Origin of the sequence: Roseovarius atlanticus, assembly GCF_001441615.1 — a bacterium.
In the GTDB taxonomy this organism is placed as follows: Bacteria; Pseudomonadota; Alphaproteobacteria; order Rhodobacterales; family Rhodobacteraceae; genus Roseovarius; species Roseovarius atlanticus.
The window spans coordinates 181,561-201,168 of sequence record NZ_LAXJ01000010.1 but is presented as its reverse complement, the minus strand read 5'-3'; the positions used below and the strand labels follow the sequence as shown (position 1 = coordinate 201,168).

18 protein-coding genes are annotated in these 19,608 nt (G+C 67.0%); 9 read left to right on the top strand and 9 right to left on the bottom strand.

Annotated features, from left to right (window positions below):
* Positions 1–8 precede the first annotated feature (8 nt).
* From XM53_RS12355 to XM53_RS12345, 3 genes are read right to left on the bottom strand one after another with little or no spacing between them, the layout of a single operon-like run.
* The gene (locus XM53_RS12355; protein WP_057793779.1) at positions 9–797 is read right to left on the bottom strand and encodes a metal ABC transporter permease; all 789 of its coding nucleotides are present in this window, start codon (positions 795–797) and stop codon (positions 9–11) included.
* Entirely contained in the window at positions 797–1,573 is a 777-nt protein-coding gene (locus XM53_RS12350; RefSeq protein ID WP_057793715.1) for an ATP-binding cassette domain-containing protein, read from the bottom strand. The genes XM53_RS12355 and XM53_RS12350 overlap by 1 nt, the downstream gene beginning before the upstream one ends.
* The gene (locus XM53_RS12345) at positions 1,570–2,088 is read right to left on the bottom strand and encodes a transcriptional repressor (RefSeq protein ID WP_057793713.1); all 519 of its coding nucleotides are present in this window, start codon (positions 2,086–2,088) and stop codon (positions 1,570–1,572) included. The genes XM53_RS12350 and XM53_RS12345 overlap by 4 nt, the downstream gene beginning before the upstream one ends.
* Positions 2,089–2,144: 56 nt before the next feature.
* Here XM53_RS12345 and XM53_RS12340 point away from each other — a divergent pair, with 56 nt between their 5' ends.
* Positions 2,145–3,203 (top strand): zinc ABC transporter substrate-binding protein, encoded by a 1,059-nt coding sequence (locus XM53_RS12340; protein ID WP_057793711.1) that lies wholly within the window; start codon positions 2,145–2,147, stop codon positions 3,201–3,203.
* A gap of 6 nt (positions 3,204–3,209) precedes the next feature.
* Here the strand turns inward: XM53_RS12340 and XM53_RS12335 are convergent, their stop codons facing one another.
* Together XM53_RS12335 and XM53_RS12330 are read right to left on the bottom strand one after the other, a co-directional pair.
* Positions 3,210–3,911 carry a GntR family transcriptional regulator gene (locus XM53_RS12335; protein ID WP_057793709.1) on the bottom strand — a complete coding sequence of 234 codons (702 nt, stop codon included), beginning with the start codon at positions 3,909–3,911 and terminating at the stop codon, positions 3,210–3,212.
* Complete coding sequence (locus tag XM53_RS12330; RefSeq protein ID WP_057793707.1) at positions 3,908–5,272, bottom strand: formimidoylglutamate deiminase; 1,365 nt, start codon at positions 5,270–5,272, stop codon at positions 3,908–3,910. The genes XM53_RS12335 and XM53_RS12330 overlap by 4 nt, the downstream gene beginning before the upstream one ends.
* 72 nt (positions 5,273–5,344) lie before the next feature.
* On the opposite strand from XM53_RS12330, the gene hutI reads away from it, so the two are divergent.
* From hutI to XM53_RS12290, 8 genes are all read left to right on the top strand, one after another.
* Entirely contained in the window at positions 5,345–6,547 is a 1,203-nt protein-coding gene (hutI, locus tag XM53_RS12325) for an imidazolonepropionase (RefSeq protein ID WP_057793705.1), read from the top strand.
* Entirely contained in the window at positions 6,544–8,064 is a 1,521-nt protein-coding gene (gene hutH / locus XM53_RS12320; protein WP_057793703.1) for a histidine ammonia-lyase, read from the top strand. Before hutI ends, hutH begins: the two co-directional genes overlap by 4 nt.
* A complete protein-coding gene (gene hutG, locus XM53_RS12315; protein ID WP_082630968.1) occupies positions 8,061–8,849 on the top strand; it encodes an N-formylglutamate deformylase in 789 nt (262 codons plus the stop codon). The genes hutH and hutG overlap by 4 nt, the downstream gene beginning before the upstream one ends.
* Entirely contained in the window at positions 8,846–10,519 is a 1,674-nt protein-coding gene (gene hutU, locus XM53_RS12310; RefSeq protein ID WP_057793701.1) for a urocanate hydratase, read from the top strand. Before hutG ends, hutU begins: the two co-directional genes overlap by 4 nt.
* A gap of 3 nt (positions 10,520–10,522) precedes the next feature.
* Entirely contained in the window at positions 10,523–11,176 is a 654-nt protein-coding gene (locus tag XM53_RS12305; protein ID WP_057793700.1) for a flavin reductase family protein, read from the top strand.
* 46 nt (positions 11,177–11,222) lie between these two features.
* Entirely contained in the window at positions 11,223–12,308 is a 1,086-nt protein-coding gene (locus XM53_RS12300; protein ID WP_057793698.1) for a TRAP transporter substrate-binding protein, read from the top strand.
* Positions 12,309–12,372: 64 nt separating this feature from the next.
* The gene (locus XM53_RS12295) at positions 12,373–12,870 is read left to right on the top strand and encodes a TRAP transporter small permease subunit (RefSeq protein WP_057793696.1); all 498 of its coding nucleotides are present in this window, start codon (positions 12,373–12,375) and stop codon (positions 12,868–12,870) included.
* Positions 12,867–14,417 (top strand): TRAP transporter large permease, encoded by a 1,551-nt coding sequence (locus XM53_RS12290; RefSeq protein WP_201455412.1) that lies wholly within the window; start codon positions 12,867–12,869, stop codon positions 14,415–14,417. The genes XM53_RS12295 and XM53_RS12290 overlap by 4 nt, the downstream gene beginning before the upstream one ends.
* A gap of 12 nt (positions 14,418–14,429) precedes the next feature.
* Here the strand turns inward: XM53_RS12290 and XM53_RS12285 are convergent, their stop codons facing one another.
* The 4 genes from XM53_RS12285 to XM53_RS12270 form a co-directional block, all read right to left on the bottom strand.
* Entirely contained in the window at positions 14,430–15,500 is a 1,071-nt protein-coding gene (locus XM53_RS12285) for a DUF1513 domain-containing protein (RefSeq protein ID WP_057793694.1), read from the bottom strand.
* Between the two features lie 3 nt (positions 15,501–15,503).
* Entirely contained in the window at positions 15,504–16,493 is a 990-nt protein-coding gene (locus XM53_RS12280; protein WP_057793692.1) for an imelysin family protein, read from the bottom strand.
* Positions 16,490–18,052, bottom strand: a complete 1,563-nt coding sequence (locus tag XM53_RS12275; RefSeq protein ID WP_408006063.1) for a di-heme oxidoreductase family protein — start codon at positions 18,050–18,052, stop codon at positions 16,490–16,492. Before XM53_RS12275 ends, XM53_RS12280 begins: the two co-directional genes overlap by 4 nt.
* A gap of 61 nt (positions 18,053–18,113) precedes the next feature.
* Positions 18,114–19,376 carry an imelysin family protein gene (locus XM53_RS12270; RefSeq protein ID WP_057793690.1) on the bottom strand — a complete coding sequence of 421 codons (1,263 nt, stop codon included), beginning with the start codon at positions 19,374–19,376 and terminating at the stop codon, positions 18,114–18,116.
* Between the last annotated feature and the right edge of the window lie 232 nt (positions 19,377–19,608).

Sequence of the window (19,608 nt, the reverse complement as noted above, 5' to 3'; positions counted from 1 at the left end):
GGCGTGGATCAGGCCCGCAGGCCGCGCAGTGCGCTGGTGCAGGCAAAGATGATCGCCGCGACGCAGACGATGGACGGGCCTGCGGGCGTGTCCAGAACGTAGGCCGATTGCAGCCCCGCCACCGCCGAGACTGCGCCGAGAGCGGCGGCAATGAGCGCCATTTGCTCGGGCGTGCGTGACAGCGGGCGGGCGGCGGCGGCCGGGATGATCAGCATCGCCGCGATGAGCAGGACGCCGACCACCTTGATGGCGACCGCGACCGTGATGGCGAGGGCCAGTGTGAGGATCAGCTGTTCGCGGCGCGGGTCGATGCCGCTGGCATGGGCCAGATCCGGGCTGAGGGTGGAGGTCAGGAGCGCGGACCAGCGCCAGCCGATCAGGCCGACCACCAGCACAGCACCGACCCAGATGACCGCCAGATCGCCGCGCGAGACCGCGAGGATGTCGCCGAAGAGATAGGCCATCAGGTCGATCCGGATGCCCGACAGGAACGACACCGCCACCAGCCCGAAGGCCAGCGCGGAATGCGCCAGTACGCCCAGAAGCGTGTCCATCGCGTAGCCGCGCCCGGTCAGCAGGGTCACGGTTAGGGCCATGGCCAGTGCAACGGCCACGGCGCCGGCGAAGATCGAGATCTGCAAGGCCAGCGACAGCGCCACGCCCAGGATCGCGGCATGGGCGGTGGCGTCGCCGAAATAGGCCATGCGCCGCCAGACGACGAAGCTGCCCAAGGGGGCGGCGGCGCAGGCCACGCCGATGCCGGCCAGCGCGGCGCGGGTCATGAAATCGTCCAGCATCATTCGGCGGCCTTTGTTGCGGGGTCGTCGTGGCTATGGTCGTGCGCGTGATCGTGACCGCAGGTCGCGTCATGGCTGTGGTCGTGATCGTGCCGGTAAAGCGCCAGCGCCCCGCCGGTACCGGTGCCGAAGAGGGCCTGGTATTCCGGCGCCGCCGAGACGATCTCGGGCGTGCCTTCGCAGCAGACATGGCCGTTGAGGCAGATGACCCGGTCGGACGCGCTCATGACCACGTGGAGTTCGTGGCTGATCATGACGACCGCGCAGCCGGTCGCGGCGCGCACCTCTTCGATCTGGCGGTAGAAGGCGGCGGAGCCGGGCTGATCAAGGCCTTGGGTTGCTTCGTCGAGCAACAGAAGGTTGGGCTGGCCGATCAGGGCGCGGGCCAGCAAAATGCGCTGCATCTGTCCGCCCGAGAGGCCCGACATCTGCCGGTCCGACAGGTCGGGCACGCCGGCGCGGTCGAGGGCGGCGGCGATCTGCGCGCGCGTCGCGCCGCCCGGCAGGCGCAGAAAGCGCGACACGGTCATCGGCAAGGTCGGGTCGATATGCAGCTTTTGCGGGACGTAGCCGATGCGCAGGCCGGTGGCGCGGTCGATGCGGCCCGAGCCAATATTCACCGCGCCGATGAGCGCGCGCAGCAAGGTCGTCTTGCCCGAGCCGTTGGGGCCGACGATGGTGACGATCTCGCCCGGTTCTATCGCCAGGGTCACGTCGTGCAACACCCGGGTGGCGCCGTAGCCGACGCTCATATTCTGAACGGACACAAGGCTCATGTGTCGGACTTGTCCGAGCAGGTGGGGCAGAGGCCCTCGGCCTCGACCACGGTGCGCTCGATCCGGAAGCCGGCGGCGCGGGCGGCCTCACCCAGGGCGCCGCGGGCAGGCGTGGCCTGTGCCTCGGCGACCGAATCGCAGGCGCGGCAGATCATGAAGGCGGGCGAGTGGGTCGCGCCGGGATGGGCGCAGGCGATGAAGGCGTTGAGACGTTCGATCTTGTGAACAAAGCCGTTGCCGACGAGGAATTCCAGCGCGCGGTAGGCGACGGGCGGCTGCGAGCCGAAGCCAGCCTCTCGCAGGGCGTCGAGCATCTCGTAGGCGCCCAAGGCCCGGTGTTCGCGCAAGAGGATTTCCAGTGCCTTGCGCCGCACGGGAGTAAAGCGCAGGCCCTCGCGGGCGCAATGCGCTTCGGCCTCGGCAATGGCGGAGGCGATGCAACTGGCGTGGTCATGCGACTCGAACCCGACGGGATCGGTCGATGGCGCATCGTCTGGTCGGCTGGTACTTGTCATATTATAACAGTTCGTATATCCGGTGAGAAATGTTATGTAATCACAAGAGGTCGCCGATGTCCAGAAACCTTGTTCCATGTCTGCTTGCCCCCGTCATCCTGGCCGCGCCCGCCTTGGCCGAAGCACCGCAAGTGGCGGTGGATATTGCGCCGGTGCATTCGCTGGTGGCGCGGGTGATGGACGGGGTGGGGGAGCCCGCGCTGATCGTGGCGCCGGGTGCCAGCCCGCACGAATACAGCCTGCGCCCCTCGGAGGCGGCGGCGATGCAGGAGGCGGACGTGGTGATCTGGATCGGGCCGGACCTGACGCCGTGGCTGGAGGATGCGTTGGGCACGCTGTCGGGCGACGCCAAGGTGCTGAGCCTGATTGACGCCGATGGCACGGTCTCATTGCCGATCCGGGAGAATGCCCTGTTCGAGGCGCATGACCATGGCGCGCACGGGGACGACGGCCATGAGGACCATGGGGATCACGCGCATGATCACAAGCACAGCGCCGAGGCGGATCACGCAGAGCACGCCGGGCATGACCACGAGAATCATTCGGACCACGACGACCACGAAAAGCACGACGACGACCATGCGGAACACGATCACGCGCACGGAGATCACGACCCGCACGTGTGGCTGTCGCCCGACAACGCGTCCACTTGGTTGAACGCGATTGCGGCTGCGCTGTCGGCGGCGGATCCGGACAATGCGGGGGCCTATTTCGCCAATGCCAACGCCGGGCGCGAAGAGATTGCCGGCCTCAAGGCCGAGATCGACAATATTCTCGAGCCTGCACGGGATGGCAGCTTTATCGTCTTCCATGACGCCTATCAGTATTTCGAGGCTGCGTTCGACGTGCCGGCCTCGGGCGCGATTTCGGTGTCGGACGCATCCGACCCCAGCCCGGCGCGCGTGGCGGAAATCCAAGAGAGGGTCAGCGACGCCGGCGTGACTTGCGTGATGGCGGAGCCGCAGTTCGACCCGGGCATCGTGGAGGCCGTCACCGATGGGACACAAGTGACTGTCGGGGTGATGGACCCGCTGGGATCGGACCTGGAGCCCGGACCGCAGCTTTATCCGCAGCTTCTGCGCAACCTTGCCACGGCGCTGGCCGAGTGTCTCTGACCCAGCTCAGCTGCCGGTCAGAAGCTGGTAACCGGGGGTGGTGATCGCCTTGACCGTGGTGATCGGGGCGTCATCCACCCAGGTGGTGCGCTCGATCACCAGAAGGGCGGCACCCGGCTCGGTCTCCAGCAGGTCGGAGAGCCGGGGATTGGCCGAGACGGCGTAGAACCGCAGGTCGAGGCGGGTGTAGGGCTTGTTCAGGACCAGCCATTCGTTCGCGCTCTCTTCGGTGAAATCGAGGTCGTTCACCTCGGGCGAGGTTTCGGGACAGATCCAGCGGTCCTCGAAGATATAGGGGCGTCCGTCGGAGAGGTGCAGCGCCTCGACGCGCAGCATCGGGCGGGACGCGCCGAGCCCGAAGGCGGCGACGACACCGCGCGGCGCCGGGGCCATGCGGCGGCGGATCAGCTGATAGCCATAGCGCGCGCCGCTTTGTTCGACCTCGCGCCTTGTGATGGGAATGTCGAGCGTGGCGCGGGTGACGGGTTCGGCCCGGACGCGGGTGCCGCCTTTGCGCCGCCGCTCCACCAGGCCGCTGTCCGACAGATCCTGCATCGCACGCTGGACGGTGGAGCGGGCACAGCCCAGCTCTTCGGCTATGTCGGCGTCGCGGGGCAGGCGGTCGCCGGGGCCATAGCGACCGGTCAGGATATGTTCGTGGATCCGGTCGCGCACGTCCCGCCACGACAGGCGCGAGTCGGAGGTCATATGTCCTGTCCCAGTGCGGTGACGACGTCGACGAAGGCCCGCGTGATGCGGTCGCGGTCGATGTGGCGTCCATCCTTGACCATGTGGCGGCCCGCGCTCCAGACATCGGTGACGCAACCGCGCCCGCGGCCCGTGAAGATCAGGCTGTCAAGAACCGCGTCGCCGGTGCGGTTGCAGAGGAATTCGTTGTCGGTGGAGACCGCGATGAGATCGGCCAGCTGGCCCTCGGCGATTTGACCCGAGGCGCGGCCGGCCGCCTGTGCCCCGGCGCGGGTGACCGCGTCAAACAGCACGCGGCCGGTGGAGTGGTCCGCTGTGGCCATCGCCGCGCGGCTGCGGTCGCGCAGGCGCTGGGAGTAGTCGAGCGTGGCCAGTTCCTCCCACAGGGCGATGTGGATGTTGGAATCCGAGCCGATGCCGAACCGGCCCGCGGAATCGCGATACGTGTTGCCGTTGAAGATACCGTCGCCAAGGCTGGATTCGGTGATCGGGCAGAGACCGGCCACGGCGCCCGTCTGCGCCAAGGCGCGGGTTTCGGCGTCGGTCATCTGGGTGCAGTGGATCAGGCACCAGCGGTCGTCGATTTCGGCATTGTCCAGCAGCCAGTCGACCGGGCGCGCGCCGTGATGGGCCTCGACTTCCTCGACCTCGGCCACCTGTTCGGCAAGGTGCATATGGATCGGGCCGTCGGGGCAGAGGGCCTGCGCTTGGGCCAGCGCCTCGGGCGGGACGGCACGCAGGGAGTGGGGCGCGGTGCCGATGGTGAAATCCTCCGGCCCGTTGCCCACCAGCGCGGCGCTGTCGGCGTGCAGCCGGGCGAAAAGGTCGGGGTCGCTGCCGAACCGGCGCTGGCCGCCTTGCAGCGCGCGTCCGTCGCAGCCGCCTTGCATGTAATGGACGGGCAGGAGGGTAAGGCCGATGCCGGTGGATTGCGCGGCTTCGGTGATGCGCCCGGCCATCTCGGCAAGATTGCCATAGGGCGTGCCGCCGATGTCGTGGTGCAGGTAATGGAATTCGGCCACCGCGCCGAAGCCCGCCTCGAGCATTTCCATGAAGACAAGCTCGGCAATGGCCTGGACGTGATCGGGGGTCAGCCGGTCGAGGAAGCGGTACATCAGTTTCCGCCAGGTCCAGAAGCTGTCGCGCGGGTCGGGGCCACGGGTTTCGGTCAGCCCGGCCATGGCGCGTTGGAACGCATGGCTGTGCAGGTTGACCGGGGCGGGCAGCAGCAGGTCGACCGTTTGCGCCCCGGGGGCCGGCGTGCGGGAGATTCGCGTGATGCGCCCCTGGTCGATGGTCAGGCAAAGGTCGCTGACCCAGCCATCCGGAGTAAGGGTCTGGCGAGACTGGATTTCCTGCACGGGTGATCTCCATTGACAAAATATGTAGCTACATATTACCGTTATGTAGGCCGCTTTGCAAGGAAGGTAAGAATGCCCGATCATCTGACGATCACCAACGCCACCATCGCCTGCATGGACGCCTCGGAAGACGGCTATGGCCTGATCCGGGACGCAGCGCTGCGGGTGCAGGGCGAACGGATCGACTGGGTCGGGCCGATGGCGGATCTGGGCGACACGTCTGCGGAGGCGCAGGTGATCGACGTGGGTGGGCGGCTTGTGACGCCCGGTCTGATCGACTGTCACACCCATATCGTGCATGGCGGCAACCGCGCCCGCGAGTTCGAGATGCGGCTGGAGGGCGCGAGCTATGAAGAGGTGGCGCGCGCCGGGGGCGGGATCGTCTCGACCGTGACGGCGACGCGGGGTGCTGACGAAGATCTGTTGCTGGCGCAGGCGCTGAGCCGCGCCGATGCGTTGATCGCCGAGGGTGTCACGACGATCGAGATCAAGTCAGGCTATGGCCTTGATATCGAAACGGAACTGAAGATGCTGCGAGTGGCGCGCGCGGTGGGCGAGGCGCGTCCGGTGCGGGTGGTGACATCGTTTCTGGGTGCCCATGCGGTGCCGAAAGGGGCGGATGCGGATGCCTATATCGACGAGGTCTGCCTGCCTGCGCTGGAGGCGGCCCATGCCGAGGGGCTGGTCGATGCGGTGGACGCGTTCTGCGAGGGGATCGCCTTTGACACCGCGCAGATCGCGCGGGTGTTCGACCAGGCCGTGGCGCTGGGCTTGCCGGTCAAGCTTCATGCCGAACAGCTGAGCAATATCGGCGGCACCAGGCTGGCGGCGCGGTACGGCGCGCTGTCGGCGGATCACGTGGAATACGCGGATGAGGCCGATGCCAGGGCGCTGGCCGAAGCGGGCAGCGTGGCGGTGCTGTTGCCCGGTGCGTTCTACACGCTGCACGAAACACAAAAGCCGCCCGTGGCGGCGTTCCGCGCGCATGGCGTGCCGATGGCGGTGGCGACGGACTGGAATCCCGGGTCGTCGCCGATGGGCTCGGTCCTTCTGGCGATGAACATGGCCTGCACGCTGTTCGGCCTGACCCCGGCCGAGGCGCTGGCGGGTACGACGCACCACGCGGCGCAGGCGCTGGGGCTCTATGACCGCGGCGAGATCGCGCCCGGGATGCGGGCGGACCTGGCCATCTGGGATGTCGAGGAACCGGCGGAGCTGAGCTATCGCATTGGCGTGAACCCGCTCTACAAACGGATATTCGGAGGGCGGGCATGACCCTGACGCTGGTGCCGGGCGCGACCCGGCTGGAGACGCTGGAAAAGCTGTGGCGCGGCGGTATGGCGGCGGTGCTGACGCCCGATGCACGGCCTGCCATCGAGGCGGCGGCTGGGCAGGTCGCGCAAGCCGCGCGGGGCGATGTGCCGGTCTATGGCGTCAACACGGGCTTTGGCAAGCTGGCCTCGGTGCGCATACCGCCCGAGGATGTCGAGACGTTGCAGCGCAACCTGCTCCTCAGCCACTGCTGTGGTGTGGGAGAGGTGCTGGAGCCGGAAACCACGCGCCTGATGATGGCGCTGAAGCTCTTGTCGCTGGGGCGGGGCGCCTCGGGCGTGCGCTGGGAGATCTGCGCGCTGATCGAGGGGATGCTGGCCAAGGGTGTCGTGCCGGTGATTCCGTCGCAGGGGTCGGTCGGTGCGTCGGGCGATTTGGCGCCGCTGGCGCATATGGCCGCCGCGATGATCGGCGAGGGCGAGGCGCTGCTGGACGATGTGCGGATGCCCGCCGCAGACGCGCTGGCACAGGCCGGGCTGGCGCCCGTGGTGCTGGGGGCCAAGGAAGGGCTGGCGTTGATCAACGGCACGCAGTTCTCGACCGCCTGCGCGCTGGCGGCGCTGTTCGATGGCGTGCGCGCGCTGAGGGCGTCGATCGTGACGTCGGCGCTGTCGACGGACGCCATCATGGGGTCGACCCAGCCATTGCAGCCCGAGATTCACACCCTGCGCGGCCATGCCGGGCAGATCGACGTGGCCACCGCGATGTCGGCCCTGATGGCGGGCAGCGAGATCCGCGAGAGCCACCGCGAAGGCGACAGCCGGGTGCAGGACCCCTATTGCATCCGCTGCCAGCCGCAGGTGGCGGGGGCGGCGCTGGACCTTTTGCGCTTTGCCGCGCAGACGCTGGAGATCGAGTCGAATGCCGTCACGGACAATCCGCTGGTGATCGAGGCGGGGATCGTTTCGGGCGGGAATTTCCACGCCGAGCCAGTGGCCTTTGCCGCCGACCAGATCGCGCTGGCATTGTCGGAGATCGGGGCCATCGCGCAGCGGCGCGTGGCGCTGATGGTGGACCCGGCGTTGAGCCATGACCTACCGCCCTTCCTGACGCCGGCGCCGGGGCTGAACTCGGGCTTCATGATCGCCGAGGTCACCACGGCGGCGCTGATGAGCGAAAACAAGCATCTGGCGAACCCGTGCTCGACCGACAGCACGCCGACCTCTGCCAACCAGGAGGATCATGTGAGCATGGCGGCGCATGGTGCGCGGCGGCTGCGCCGGATGAACGCGAACCTGTCGATGATCCTTGGTGTCGAGGCGCTGTGCGCCGCGCAAGGGATCGAGGCGCGCGCGCCGCTGGTGACGTCGGACGCGTTGCGGCGCGCGGTGGCGACGATCCGGGCGGAGGTGCCGCGGCTGGAAGAGGACAGGATGATGGCGCCGGACATGGAAAAGGCCGCGGCGCTGGTGCGCGAGGATGTGCTGGCATTCCAGACGGGCGTGGAGGTTTCGCTGTGAGTTTTCTGGAGGTGACGCGCGGGCAGAGCCCACTGGTTTTGGGCCTGCCCCATACGGGAACGGATGTTCCGCCCGACGTGGCCGACGGCCTTAACGAGACCGGGCGGGAGTTGGCCGACACAGATTGGCACATTCAAGCGCTTTACGCCGGGCTGGTGGGCGATGCGAGCACGGTGCGCACGACCATCCACCGCTATGTCATCGACGTGAACCGCGACCCGGAGGGCGCGAGCCTTTATCCCGGGCAAAACACCACGTCGCTGTGCCCGGTGACCGATTTCGACGGGCAACCGATCTGGAAGGAGGGCGCTGCACCCGACGCGGCCGAGATCGCGCGGCGGCGGGAGGCTTATCATGCGCCCTATCACGCGGCGCTGGCGGCGGAGCTGGAGCGGGTGCGGGATATTCACGGGTTTGCGGTGCTCTATGACTGCCACTCGATCCGGTCTGAGATTCCGTTTCTGTTCGACGGCACGCTGCCAGATTTTAACGTGGGCACCGACGAGGGCCGCACCTGCGCGCCGTCGATACAGGATAGCGTGCATCGTAGGTGCGAAGCGGCCAAAGGGTACAGCGCCATCCTGAACGGGCGCTTCAAGGGCGGCTGGACAACGCGACATTACGGACGTCCCGGCGAGGGCCTGCACGCCATCCAGATGGAGCTGGCGCAGTGCACCTACATGCATGAAAGCCCGCCCTGGGACTATGCGCCAGACCGTGCGGATCGCCTGCGCCCGCATCTGAAAACCATTCTAGACGACCTGATCCGTTGGAGGCCCGAATGACCAATCCCCGCCATAACCTGCGCGACATCTACCCGCCGACAGGCACCGAAGTCAGCGCGAAAAGCTGGCAGACCGAGGCGGCGATGCGGATGCTGATGAACAACCTCCATCCGGACGTGGCCGAGAACCCGCATGAGCTGGTGGTCTATGGCGGCATCGGGCGTGCCGCGCGGACATGGGATGATTTCGACCGGATCGTTGCCGGGCTGAAGGATCTGGAGGCGGACGAGACGCTGGTGGTGCAGTCGGGCAAGCCGGTGGCCATCGTGAAGACCCACGCTGACGCGCCGCGCGTGTTGATCGCCAATTCCAACATCGTGCCGCATTGGGCCAACTGGGACCATTTCAACACGCTCGATAAGAAGGGCCTGATGATGTACGGCCAGATGACGGCCGGGTCGTGGATCTACATCGGGTCTCAGGGCATCGTGCAGGGGACCTACGAGACCTTTGCCGAAGCCGGGCGGCAGCACTACGACGGAGACCTGACGGGCAAGTGGATCCTGACCGGGGGGCTGGGCGGCATGGGCGGGGCACAGCCCCTGGCCGCGGTGATGGCGGGCGCGTGCTGTCTGGCGGTGGAATGCAACCCGGACAGCATCGATTTCCGTCTGCGCACGCGGTATGTCGATGAAAAGACGGACAGCTTGGACGAGGCGCTGGAGATGATCGACCGCTGGACCAAGGCGGGCGAGGCCAAGTCGGTGGCGTTGCTGGGCAATGCGGCGGATGTTTTCCCCGAGATCCACAAGCGTGGCGTGCGGCCCGATATTGTGACCGACCAGACCAGCGCGCATGACCCGGTGAACGGCTATCTGCCGCAGGGCTGGAGCATGGCCGAATGGCGCGAGAAGCGCGAGAGCGACCCCAAGGCCGTTGAAAAAGCCTCGCGCGCGTCGATGAAGGTGCATGTGAAGGCGATGGTCGATTTCTGGAATGACGGGGTGCCGACGCTGGATTACGGCAACAACATCCGGCAGGTGGCGCAGGAGGAAGGGCTGGAGAACGCCTTTGCCTTCCCGGGTTTCGTGCCCGCCTACATCCGGCCCTTGTTTTGCAAGGGGATCGGGCCGTTCCGCTGGTGCGCGCTGTCGGGTGACCCCGAGGATATCTACAAGACCGACCAGGCGATGAAGGAGCTGTTTCCCGAGAACGAGAAGCTGCACACGTGGCTGGACATGGCGCGTGAGCGGATTTCGTTTCAGGGATTGCCGGCGCGGATTTGCTGGATCGGGCTGGGCGACCGGCATCGGGCGGGGCTGAAGTTCAACGAGATGGTGGCGAGCGGAGAGTTGAAGGCGCCTATCGTGATCGGGCGCGACCACCTGGACAGCGGCTCGGTCGCGAGCCCCAACCGCGAGACGGAAGCGATGAAGGATGGATCGGACGCGGTGAGCGACTGGCCCTTGCTGAACGCGTTGGTGAACACCGCAAGCGGGGCGACCTGGGTCAGCCTGCATCACGGCGGCGGCGTCGGCATGGGCTTCAGCCAACATGCGGGCGTTGTGATCGTCGCGGATGGTACGCCGGAGGCCGCGAAACGGCTGGAGCGGGTGCTGTGGAACGATCCGGCCTCGGGCGTGTGGCGTCATGCGGATGCGGGTTACGAGAGTGCGATCGACTGCGCCAAGGACCACGGGCTGCGCCTGCCGGGCATCCTGGGGAACTGAGGAATGCACTACGCTCCCGGACAGGAAGACTGCCCGCTGCCGTTTTCGCCTTTCAAGAGCTGCACGGTGCCGCGGCCCATCGGATGGCTATCGACGGTCAGCGTGGACGGCGTGCACAACCTTGCCCCCTACAGCCAGTGGCAGAACCTGACCTTCGATCCGCCCATGGTGATGTTCGCGGCCAACCAGTACCCCGACGGGCGGCGCAAGGACACGGTGATCAACGCCGAAGAGACCGGCTGGTTCGTGTGGAACATGGCGACATTTGAGTTGCGCGAGGCGGTCAACATTTCGGCCATGGCCGTGCCGCCGGAAGAGGACGAGTTCGATGCGGCGGGTGTCACCCGCGCGGCCTGCATCGACGCGCCGGGGATGCGCGTGGCCGAAAGCCCGGCGCATTTCGAGTGCCGCTATCTTTCGACGCATCGCCTGCGCGGCGACAGCAACGCAGGCTGGGTCGATGTAGTTTTTGGGCAGGTTGCCCGAATTCATGTCGACGACGCGGTTCTGACGCCCGAGGGCAAGCTGAACATTGCGAAAATTCAGCCGATCGCGCGGATGGGGTACTACGACTACACTTGCATCAAGGACGTCTTCGAGATGCGCATTCCGAATGCGTCGGGCGTCGCCGAGGACGGGCTGGAAGGCAAGGCCTAGGCTTTCGACACAAACGATAACCCACTGACCAACAAGGAGAGACATTATGGACAGACGCAAATTCCTGACAACCGCCGCCGTGGGCACTGCCGCCGCGCCACTGGCCACCCCGGCCATCGCGCAGGACGTGCAGCAATGGAAAATGGTCACGGCATGGCCCAAGAACCTGCCTGGGCCGGGTGTGGCGGCGCAGATGCTGGCCGACCGGATCACCACCCTGTCGGGCGGGCGGATCGAGGTGAAGCTGTTCGCCGCGGGCGAGCTGGTGCCCGGGCGCGGCGTGTTCGACGCGGTCAGCGAAGGCACGGCAGAGCTTTACCACGCGGTTCCGGCCTATTGGGGGTCGAAATCCAAGGGTATCCTCCTGTTCGGCTCGCAGCCTTTCGGGCTGCGCGCGGACGAGCAGGTGGGCTGGCTGTACCACGGTGGCGGGCAAGAGCTGTACGATGAGATGTACGGCCAGTTCGGCATCAAGCCGTTCCTGTGCGGCAACTCGGGTCCGCAATGGGGCGGCTGGTTCCGTAATGAGATCAACTCGGTCGAGGATCTGAAGGGGCTGAAGTTCCGCACGACCGGCCTTGCCTCCGAGATGTGCGCCAAGCTGGGCATGGCGGCCGAGGCGATGGGCGGGCCGGACATGTTCCAGGCGTTGCAGACAGGCGCGCTGGATGCGGGCGAGTTCATCGGGCCGTGGACCGACAGCGCGCTGGGCTATCAGCAGGTGGCCAAGAACTATTACTGGCCCGGCGTGGGCGAGCCGTCCTCGGCCGAGGAATGCGGTGTGAATGCCGAAGTGTTCGGCGCGCTGCCCGACGACCTGAAAGAGGCCGTGTCGGTGGCCTGCGAAAGCCTCTACAACCCGGTCTGGACGGAATACACCACCAAGCACGCGGCCTCGCTGAAAAAGCTGGTCGAGGAAGACGGCGTGCAGGTCCGCAAGTTCCCGCAGGAAGTGATCGACGCCATGGGCGAGGCCGCCAAGGAGGTGATCGCCGAGCTGCGCGAGGATGACGACGCGCTGGTCAAGCGGATCACCGAAAGCTTTGTCGCCTATCGCGACAGCATCGGGGCCTACATGACCTATGCCGACAACGGCCAGATGAATGCTCGTGCGGCGGTGATGGGCTACTAGGACAAGCAGGCGCGCGGGGATCACCCTCGCGCGTCATGACCCAAGGGGCAGGGAAGGCCGCGACATGCTGGCACTGGCAGGGATCATCGACGGGATCAATCGCGCTATCGCCAGCGTCTTGCGGTGGTTCGCGCTGTTGATGGTGCTGGTGCAGTTCGGCATCGTGGTGGGGCGCTATGTCTTCGGCGTCAATTCGATCTGGGTGCAGGAAAGCGTGCTCTACCTGCACGCGACGCTGTTCATGCTGGCCGCCGGTTACACCCTGCTGGTCGACAAGCATGTGCGGGTCGACATCTTTTATGCCAAGGCCGCCCCCGCCACGCGGCGGTGGATCGACATGGCCGGGCACTTGTTCCTGCTTCTGCCGTCGATGGCGGCTTTGCTGTGGTGGTCGTGGCCGTCGGTGCGCAATTCGTGGAAAATCCTTGAAGGGCCCATTTCGGTGGGCGGGATCGAGGCGGTGTTCCTGCTGAAATCCCTGATCCCGGTCTTCTGCGTTCTGGTGGCGCTGCAATCCATCGCGATCCTGCTGCGGCTTGTCGCCGGGGAGGAACCGGCGTGACCGAGTATCTCGACCTTCTGATGTTCGCGGCCCTGGTGGTGGCGATCCTGTCCGGCTTTCCGGTGGCGTTCAGCATTGCCGGGATCGCGGTGTTGTTCGCCTATCTGGGCTGGGCGCTGGGGGCGATGGATATCTCGCTTTTGGGCGCGTTCGGGCAGCGGGTGTTCGGGCTGATTTCCAATCAGGTGCTGATCGCGATACCGCTGTTCGTGCTGATGGGCGCGCTGCTGGAGAAAAGCCGCATCGCGGAGGAGTTGCTGGACACGATGGGCCGCGCTTGCGGATCGTTGCGCGGGGGCCTGGGCATTTCCGTGATCCTGGTGGGGGCGCTCTTGGCGGCGTCGACCGGCATCGTTGGTGCGACCGTGGTGGCGATGGGTATGATCGCGCTGCCGACGATGCTGCGGGCGGGGTATAATCCGAGCGTGTCGGCGGGGATTGTCTGTACTGCGGGCACGCTGGGGCAGATCATTCCGCCCTCGACCCTGCTGATTATCCTCGCCGACGTGATGTCGAATGCCTATCAGCAGGCGCAGTACGAGCAGGGGAAGTTCTCGGTCGAGGCCCTGTCGGTGGGGCAGTTCTTTGCCGCCGCGCTGATCCCCGGGCTGGTGCTGGTTTCGCTGTACCTAATCTACGTCCTGGTGCGCGGTGCCCTGCGCCCGCAGGACATGCCGCCGGCGGATGCGACCATGTCCAAGCCCACCGGGCGCGAAGTGCTGGGGGCCATCGTGCCGCCCGTCCTGCTGATATTCGCCGTCCTGGGCTCGATCCTAGGCGGGCTGGCGACGCCGACCGAGGCCGCAGCGGTGGGGGCGGTGGGCGCGCTTTTGATGTCCGGTGCGCGGCTGGGACGGATGCGTGGCCTGATCCTGATCTCGGCCGCGGCGCTGATCGCGCTGGCCATCGCGGCGGGCGTCTTTCCGGTGCGGTTGCAGCGGGGGGACCTGGGTGCGGGGTCCTACGTGGCGGGCGGGATTTACATCGCTTTGGCGGTGCTGGGGCTGATCGGCGTGCTGGCGGCGCTGCGCAACGTGCTGGCGGAGCGCGTGGTGCATGACGCCGTCACCTCGACCATGACCATGACGGCGATGATCTTTGCCACGATCCTGGCGGCAGGCATGTTTTCTCTGGTGTTCATCGGGCTGGGCGGCGAGGACCGTGTGGCCTATTGGCTGGCGAACCTGCCCGGCGGGGCGACGGGGGCGCTGATCGTGACGATGATCATCGTCTTCTTTATGGGGTTCTTCCTGGATTTCGTGGAAATCTCGGTGATCGTGCTGCCGCTGGTGACGCCGTCGCTGATCCTGCTGGGGCATGACCCGATCTGGCTGGGGATCATCCTGGCGATCAACCTTCAGACCTCGTTCCTGACGCCGCCCTTCGGGTTCTCGTTGTTCTACCTGCGCGGGGCCGCGCCGCCGGAGATCACGACAGGCCATATCTATCGCGGCGTCATTCCCTTTATCGGGTTGCAGGCCGTGGGCGTGGCTGTGGTGTGGATCTGGCCGGCGCTGGCGACATGGCTGCCGCGCGTGATGTTCTGAGGCCTGCGCGACCTAGAGCGTCACGATATGGTTGTCCCAGGCGCAGTCGTACCGGTCGAGCGCCCGGCGGTTGTCGGCACGGATGCCGAACAGCCCGCCCAGCCCGTCGCTGGCGAGGTATCCCGATCCAAGAGGTGCCAGGCCGCAGATATCGGCCCGCGAGACCGCGCCGAGAAAATCGCCCGTATCCGAGAACCGATGCAGCCGTCCGCCCCGGGGCGAGGTGATGGCAAGCTCCCGCCTGTCGCCGCTGAACGCGATGCTGCCGGCATAGCCTTGCATCGCCAGTTCGTCGGCCAGCGGGGCGGCGGCCAGCGTGGCCTCTTGCCCGATGCGGTGCAGGCCCAGCAGAGGCGTGGCGCTGTCCGGCGCGCCTTCCCATTGCATGGCGAAGCCGACCAGCCCGTCGGCGCGAATGGCAAGGTGCCGGATCGAGTTTTGGTGCAGGCCCGGGGGCAGTGTGACCTGCTGGATCACGTCACGGGACAGGCCGAGATAGGTAAGGTTGGGCTGCATGGCGTCGAGGTTCAGCTTGGTCCGGTCGGCGGGATCGGTGGCGATGCCGCCATTGGCCACCGCCAGCGTGGCGCCGTCGGGCATGAGCCGCAGGTCATGCGGGCCGATGCCGCCGGTGGGAAAGCTGCCGATCCTTGTATAGCCAGCCTCCACATCCCAGATGCCGACCTGACCTTGGCTGGTCGTGCCGGATTGCTCGCTGGTGAAGAGTGTCGCGCCGCCATCGGCAAAAACGCCGTGGCCGTTGAACTGCACCCCGTCGGGCGGGGTCAGACGGTGGATCACCTGACCCCTTGCGCAGTCGATCACCAGCGCGAAGGTGCCGGGACGGCGGGCGAAGGCCACCGCCTCGGCCCGGTGGGGATGGCCCGCCCCGGCATGGCCGCGCGCGGGCAGGGGGATGCGGAAGGTGGCGTGGCCCTCGGTGTCGAGGCCATAAAGCGCAAAGCTGTCATCGCGTTCCTTCGCAGCGGCGAGGAAGGCGGGATTGCCCGCCGCGGCCCAGCCCATATGCGGTGCGGTTCCGGCGGCCAGCAGGCTGGCCAGAAAGGCGCGGCGGGTGGTCATCGGTCAGTCTCCGTCCTGGGCATTGAAGCCCGGCGCAATGCCCAGAGGCGCGCCGATTTCTTCCACGATCGTCTGGCGCAAATCTTCGATGGCCTGTTGCAGCACTTCGACCCGCAGGCGGCCTTGCGGTGTTTCCACGTCCTTGAAGGTCGGGTCCTCGATCCGCGCCGCGACGTCCTGAACATGGGCAAAGGCGGCGTCGGTTCGCGGCAGGTCGTGATGGGCCAGCGCATGGGCGAGGTCATGTGCGCCCGCGACCGACAGCAGCACGTTGCGCAGGGACCGGCCCGAGCGACGCGCCTCGGCCAGCGCGGGGCGGGGGCGGTCGAACTCTCCCATCGGAAGGCCCAGCCGTTTGTCGGCGGTGAATTCCAGCGATGAGAGGATCTGGGTGAAGATGGCCCGCTGCGCCTCTGTTTCCGTGAGGTAGGCGGCGTTGTTCGCCTCACCTGCGCTGCGCAGTGTCTGGGCGAAATCGCCGGACCAGTCGTCGTGCAAGGCGTCGGCCTGCCTGGAAAGATCGGCGGCGATGGTGGCGACGAGGGTGCAGGTGTAGCTGTCGGCGCCGTAGTCCGAGAATTCGGGGTCATTCAGCAGCATGTCGAGCGCGAAGAAACCACGCGCGGCAATCGAGACGTCGGCATAGGCGGCGGGATCGCCCGCCACGGGGTCGGTCTCGGCGATGAGCCGGCTGAGGGTGCGTTGGGTGAAGCCGCGCGGGTCGGGCCAGAAGCCGATGGAGAGCGCGCCGGTTTCGGACGGCCCGAGGCGGAGGTCGGCCACGGGCATCCATGCGTCGAAGGCATCCTGGTAGGCGGGACGCACGGCCTTGGGGCGGCAATCGGCCTTGGCCGTGTCGGCGAGCGTTTCGGCCGCGGCGGCGAAGCGGGCCAGTCCCGGCAGTATGTGCTGGTCGAGTGCCGCGTCTATGTCGGCACGGGCGGGCGTGGCCAGCAGGCCGACGCCGAGGACAAGAAGGGACAGGTGTTTCACAGGCTCTCCAGAAATCGGATCAGGGCGGCGCGGTCTTCGGGCGGCATCTGCACCACGCGGTCGCGCGCGGATTGCGCCTCGCCGCCATGCCACAGGACGGCCTCGAGCAGCGAGCGCGCGCGGCCATCGTGCAGAAAGTTGGTATGGCCCGACACCTTTTCGGTCAGGCCCACGCCCCAGAGCGGCGCGGTGCGCCATTCGGTGCCGTCCGCGCGCCCCTCGGGGCGGTTGTCGGCAAGGCCCGGGCCCATGTCGTGCAACAGAAGATCGGTATAGGGCCAGATCAGCTGAAAGCTGGCGGGGTTTTCGCCTTTCAGGCGGTGGGTGACGTGGTTGGGACGGTGACAGGTAGCGCAGCCGCTGTCGAAGAACACGCGACGCCCGGCCAGCACCTGCGGGTCGTCCACGTCGCGCCGGGCCGGCACGCCAAGCGTGCGGCTGTAGAAGGTCACGAGGTCAAGGCCCTGCTGGTCGATCTCGAGCCCGCCCTGTTCGGGATCGCCGCCATGCAGGGCGGCGGTACAGTCGGTCTGCGCGTCGGTGCAGTCGCCGGATCCGGCGCGGTGGATGGGGTTGGAAATGCCGATATCGCCGGCAAAGGCGCTGGCGACCTGATCCATCACCGTGGGATTGCCCGCCTTCAGCCCGAACCGCCCCAGCATCGGCTGGTCGTGCACGTCGGACCAGACGACCTGTGCGCGGCCGGAAATGCCGTCGTCATCGGTGTCGTCGGGATCGGCAAGGCGCAGGATGTCCTGCGCCGGGATCGCCTCGAGCAGGCCCATGCCGATCATCTGCGGCGCCACGCGGGGGCTGAGCATCGCGCCCGCGGTCAGCGGGCCATAGCCTAGGTCGGCGGCGCGGTAGGTGGGCTGGCGCAACGAGGCGCTCTGGCCGCCGGACAGGGGGACCGTCACCTCGTCATAGGTGACCTCGAGCCGGTATTCGGGGGCGTGACCCGGTAGGCTGAAATCCTGCAATTGCGTGCCATAGGTGGGGTCGGGCGCGGTTGGGTGCGTGCCGTCGATGAAGGCCGCGACCTCTTGCGGCGATGCCGCGGGGACCGAGATGCGCAGGAACATCGACACCGCACTGTCGTCGGGGCCTTCGGGCGGATGGCCGCGCCCGTCCTTGAGGTGGCAGCGCTGGCAGGAGCGCGCGTTGTAGAGCGGGCCGAGCCCGTCCGACGCAAGGGTCGATGCGGGCGGCGACACCCAGAGGCGGCGAAAGAGGCCGTTGCCGACGCGAAAGTCCAGTTCCTGCGCGAAGGTCAGGTTTTCGGCGGGTTGCGAGAACGCGTCGGGTGTGGTGCGGGCGCGGACGGTCTGGGCCCCGGCGGTGTTTTCCTCGAAGCGCCAGGGGGTGTCGAACGTCTGCGGCAGGGCGGTGACATCGGCGATCCGGGCGCGTTCGGCGTCGGTGCGAGGCGCGGTATCCAGATGCACGTCGCGCAAATCGGCCCAGGGCGGGGCCGCCATGTCCCCGGCATGTGCGAGGGGGAGCGCGGTCAGGACAAGCATTGCCGCGAGGGGCAGCCGGGGGACGGGGGTGAAGCGCATGGCGGTCAGCTGGTGCAGGGCCGGGCGGTGCGACGCGCGCCGCCCGGCATTTGGGTCCAATCTACTGGAAAACGGCGGAGGGATTGTCGAGGCTGTCGGAGCCTTCGATCGAGATGCCGCCAAGATCGAGGGCCGAGACGACGCGCTCGATCGACCGGGTCTGCGCGATCAGGCCGTCGACGCCGCCCATGATCAGCGCCTCGCCGCCCTCATCGCCGCGGGCGAGCATCTGGTCATAGGCAAAGCCCGCCTCGGCTGCCGTCTTGATGCGGCCAAGCGCCAGCACGGCGTGTGAAAGACGGGTGCGCATTTCCTGGTCCAGCTCGGGATTGTCGGCGGCCACCAGGTCGGAGACGGAAGGGCCGCTGACCGTGGTGCCGTCGGTGCGCACGTATTCGCCCAGATAGACGTTGCGGATGCCGACACCGTTGTAGAAGTGGTCGTTATGCGTGTTGTCGGCAAAGCAGGAATGCTCTTCCTCGGGGTCGTTGAGCATCAGGCCCAGCCGCATCCGCTCGCCCGCCGTCTCGCCATAGCTTAGGCTGCCCATGCCGGTGAGGATGCTGGACAGCCCCGCCGTTTCGTCCTGGGTCAGCGTGGTGCGAGCGTCGCCGTCTGCGGCCCATTGCGCGGCCATCCATTCCAGGTCGGAAACCAGAAGATCGGTCGCCGCCGACAGGTAATCGGCGCGGCGGTCGCAATGCCCATGGGTGCAGTCCTCGCCCGTCGCGTAGTCGGTCCAGGGGCGGTTGCCCGCGCCGGGCTGATGCCCGTTGAGGTCCTGGCCCCAGAGCAGGAATTCGATGGCGTGGTAGCCGGTGGCGACATTGGCCTCGATCCCGTCAGCCTCGTGCAGCGTGTCTTGCAGAAGGGTGGGCGTGATGTCGGAGGCGTCGATTTCAGTGCCCGACAAGGTAAAGGTGGGGTTGGCGATGACGTTGAGCGCGGCCAGTTGGTTGGCATCGGTGGGCCCGCCATAGGCGCCGTCGACATAGTCGATCAGGCCTTCGTCCAGCGGCCAGGCATTTACCTTGCCTTCCCAGTCGTCGACGATGGCATTCCCGAAGCGGAACACCTCTGTCTGCTGATAGGGCACGCGCGCCTTCAGCCACGCGTCCCGGGCGGCCTGCATGGTTTCGGCCGACGGGCTGTCGATCAGGGCGGTCACGGCGTCTTGCAGGGATCGGGCGGCGGTCAGGCTATCGGTGTAGTTGGCCTGCGCGATATCGGCGTAATTGTCGAGAACCTCTGCGGCGCTTTGGGCCTGGGCGGTGCCGCCAAGGCAGAGCGCGAGGGCGGTCGTGGTCGACAGGAGTCGTGGCATGGAAATGTCCTTCGATTGTCGTCTGGGTCGAGCCGGGCCGGGGCGCCGGGAATCGGCCATTCGACAATAGTCTGACTGAAATTGTCGGAAACAACAATTCCCGATTTAAAAAGTCAGATTTGCCATTCGCTCGAACGGCATTTCCCGGATGGCGGAACGCCACAATCCGGGCAGGTCGCGAAGGGATACGAAGGACCGGCCGGGACGCCGAAGCGTCGCGGCGCGGCAGGTT

Coding starts and splice junctions, on each gene's coding strand:
- XM53_RS12355 (WP_057793779.1), bottom strand. CDS start 797: ATGCTGGACGATTTCATGACCCGCGCCGCGCTGGCCGGCATCGGCGTG.
- XM53_RS12350 (WP_057793715.1), bottom strand. CDS start 1,573: ATGAGCCTTGTGTCCGTTCAGAATATGAGCGTCGGCTACGGCGCCACC.
- XM53_RS12345 (WP_057793713.1), bottom strand. CDS start 2,088: ATGACAAGTACCAGCCGACCAGACGATGCGCCATCGACCGATCCCGTC.
- XM53_RS12340 (WP_057793711.1), top strand. CDS start 2,145: ATGTCCAGAAACCTTGTTCCATGTCTGCTTGCCCCCGTCATCCTGGCC.
- XM53_RS12335 (WP_057793709.1), bottom strand. CDS start 3,911: ATGACCTCCGACTCGCGCCTGTCGTGGCGGGACGTGCGCGACCGGATC.
- hutI (WP_057793705.1), top strand. CDS start 5,345: ATGCCCGATCATCTGACGATCACCAACGCCACCATCGCCTGCATGGAC.
- hutH (WP_057793703.1), top strand. CDS start 6,544: ATGACCCTGACGCTGGTGCCGGGCGCGACCCGGCTGGAGACGCTGGAA.
- hutU (WP_057793701.1), top strand. CDS start 8,846: ATGACCAATCCCCGCCATAACCTGCGCGACATCTACCCGCCGACAGGC.
- XM53_RS12305 (WP_057793700.1), top strand. CDS start 10,523: ATGCACTACGCTCCCGGACAGGAAGACTGCCCGCTGCCGTTTTCGCCT.
- XM53_RS12300 (WP_057793698.1), top strand. CDS start 11,223: ATGGACAGACGCAAATTCCTGACAACCGCCGCCGTGGGCACTGCCGCC.
- XM53_RS12295 (WP_057793696.1), top strand. CDS start 12,373: ATGCTGGCACTGGCAGGGATCATCGACGGGATCAATCGCGCTATCGCC.
- XM53_RS12285 (WP_057793694.1), bottom strand. CDS start 15,500: ATGACCACCCGCCGCGCCTTTCTGGCCAGCCTGCTGGCCGCCGGAACC.
- XM53_RS12275 (WP_408006063.1), bottom strand. CDS start 18,052: ATGCGCTTCACCCCCGTCCCCCGGCTGCCCCTCGCGGCAATGCTTGTC.
- XM53_RS12270 (WP_057793690.1), bottom strand. CDS start 19,376: ATGCCACGACTCCTGTCGACCACGACCGCCCTCGCGCTCTGCCTTGGC.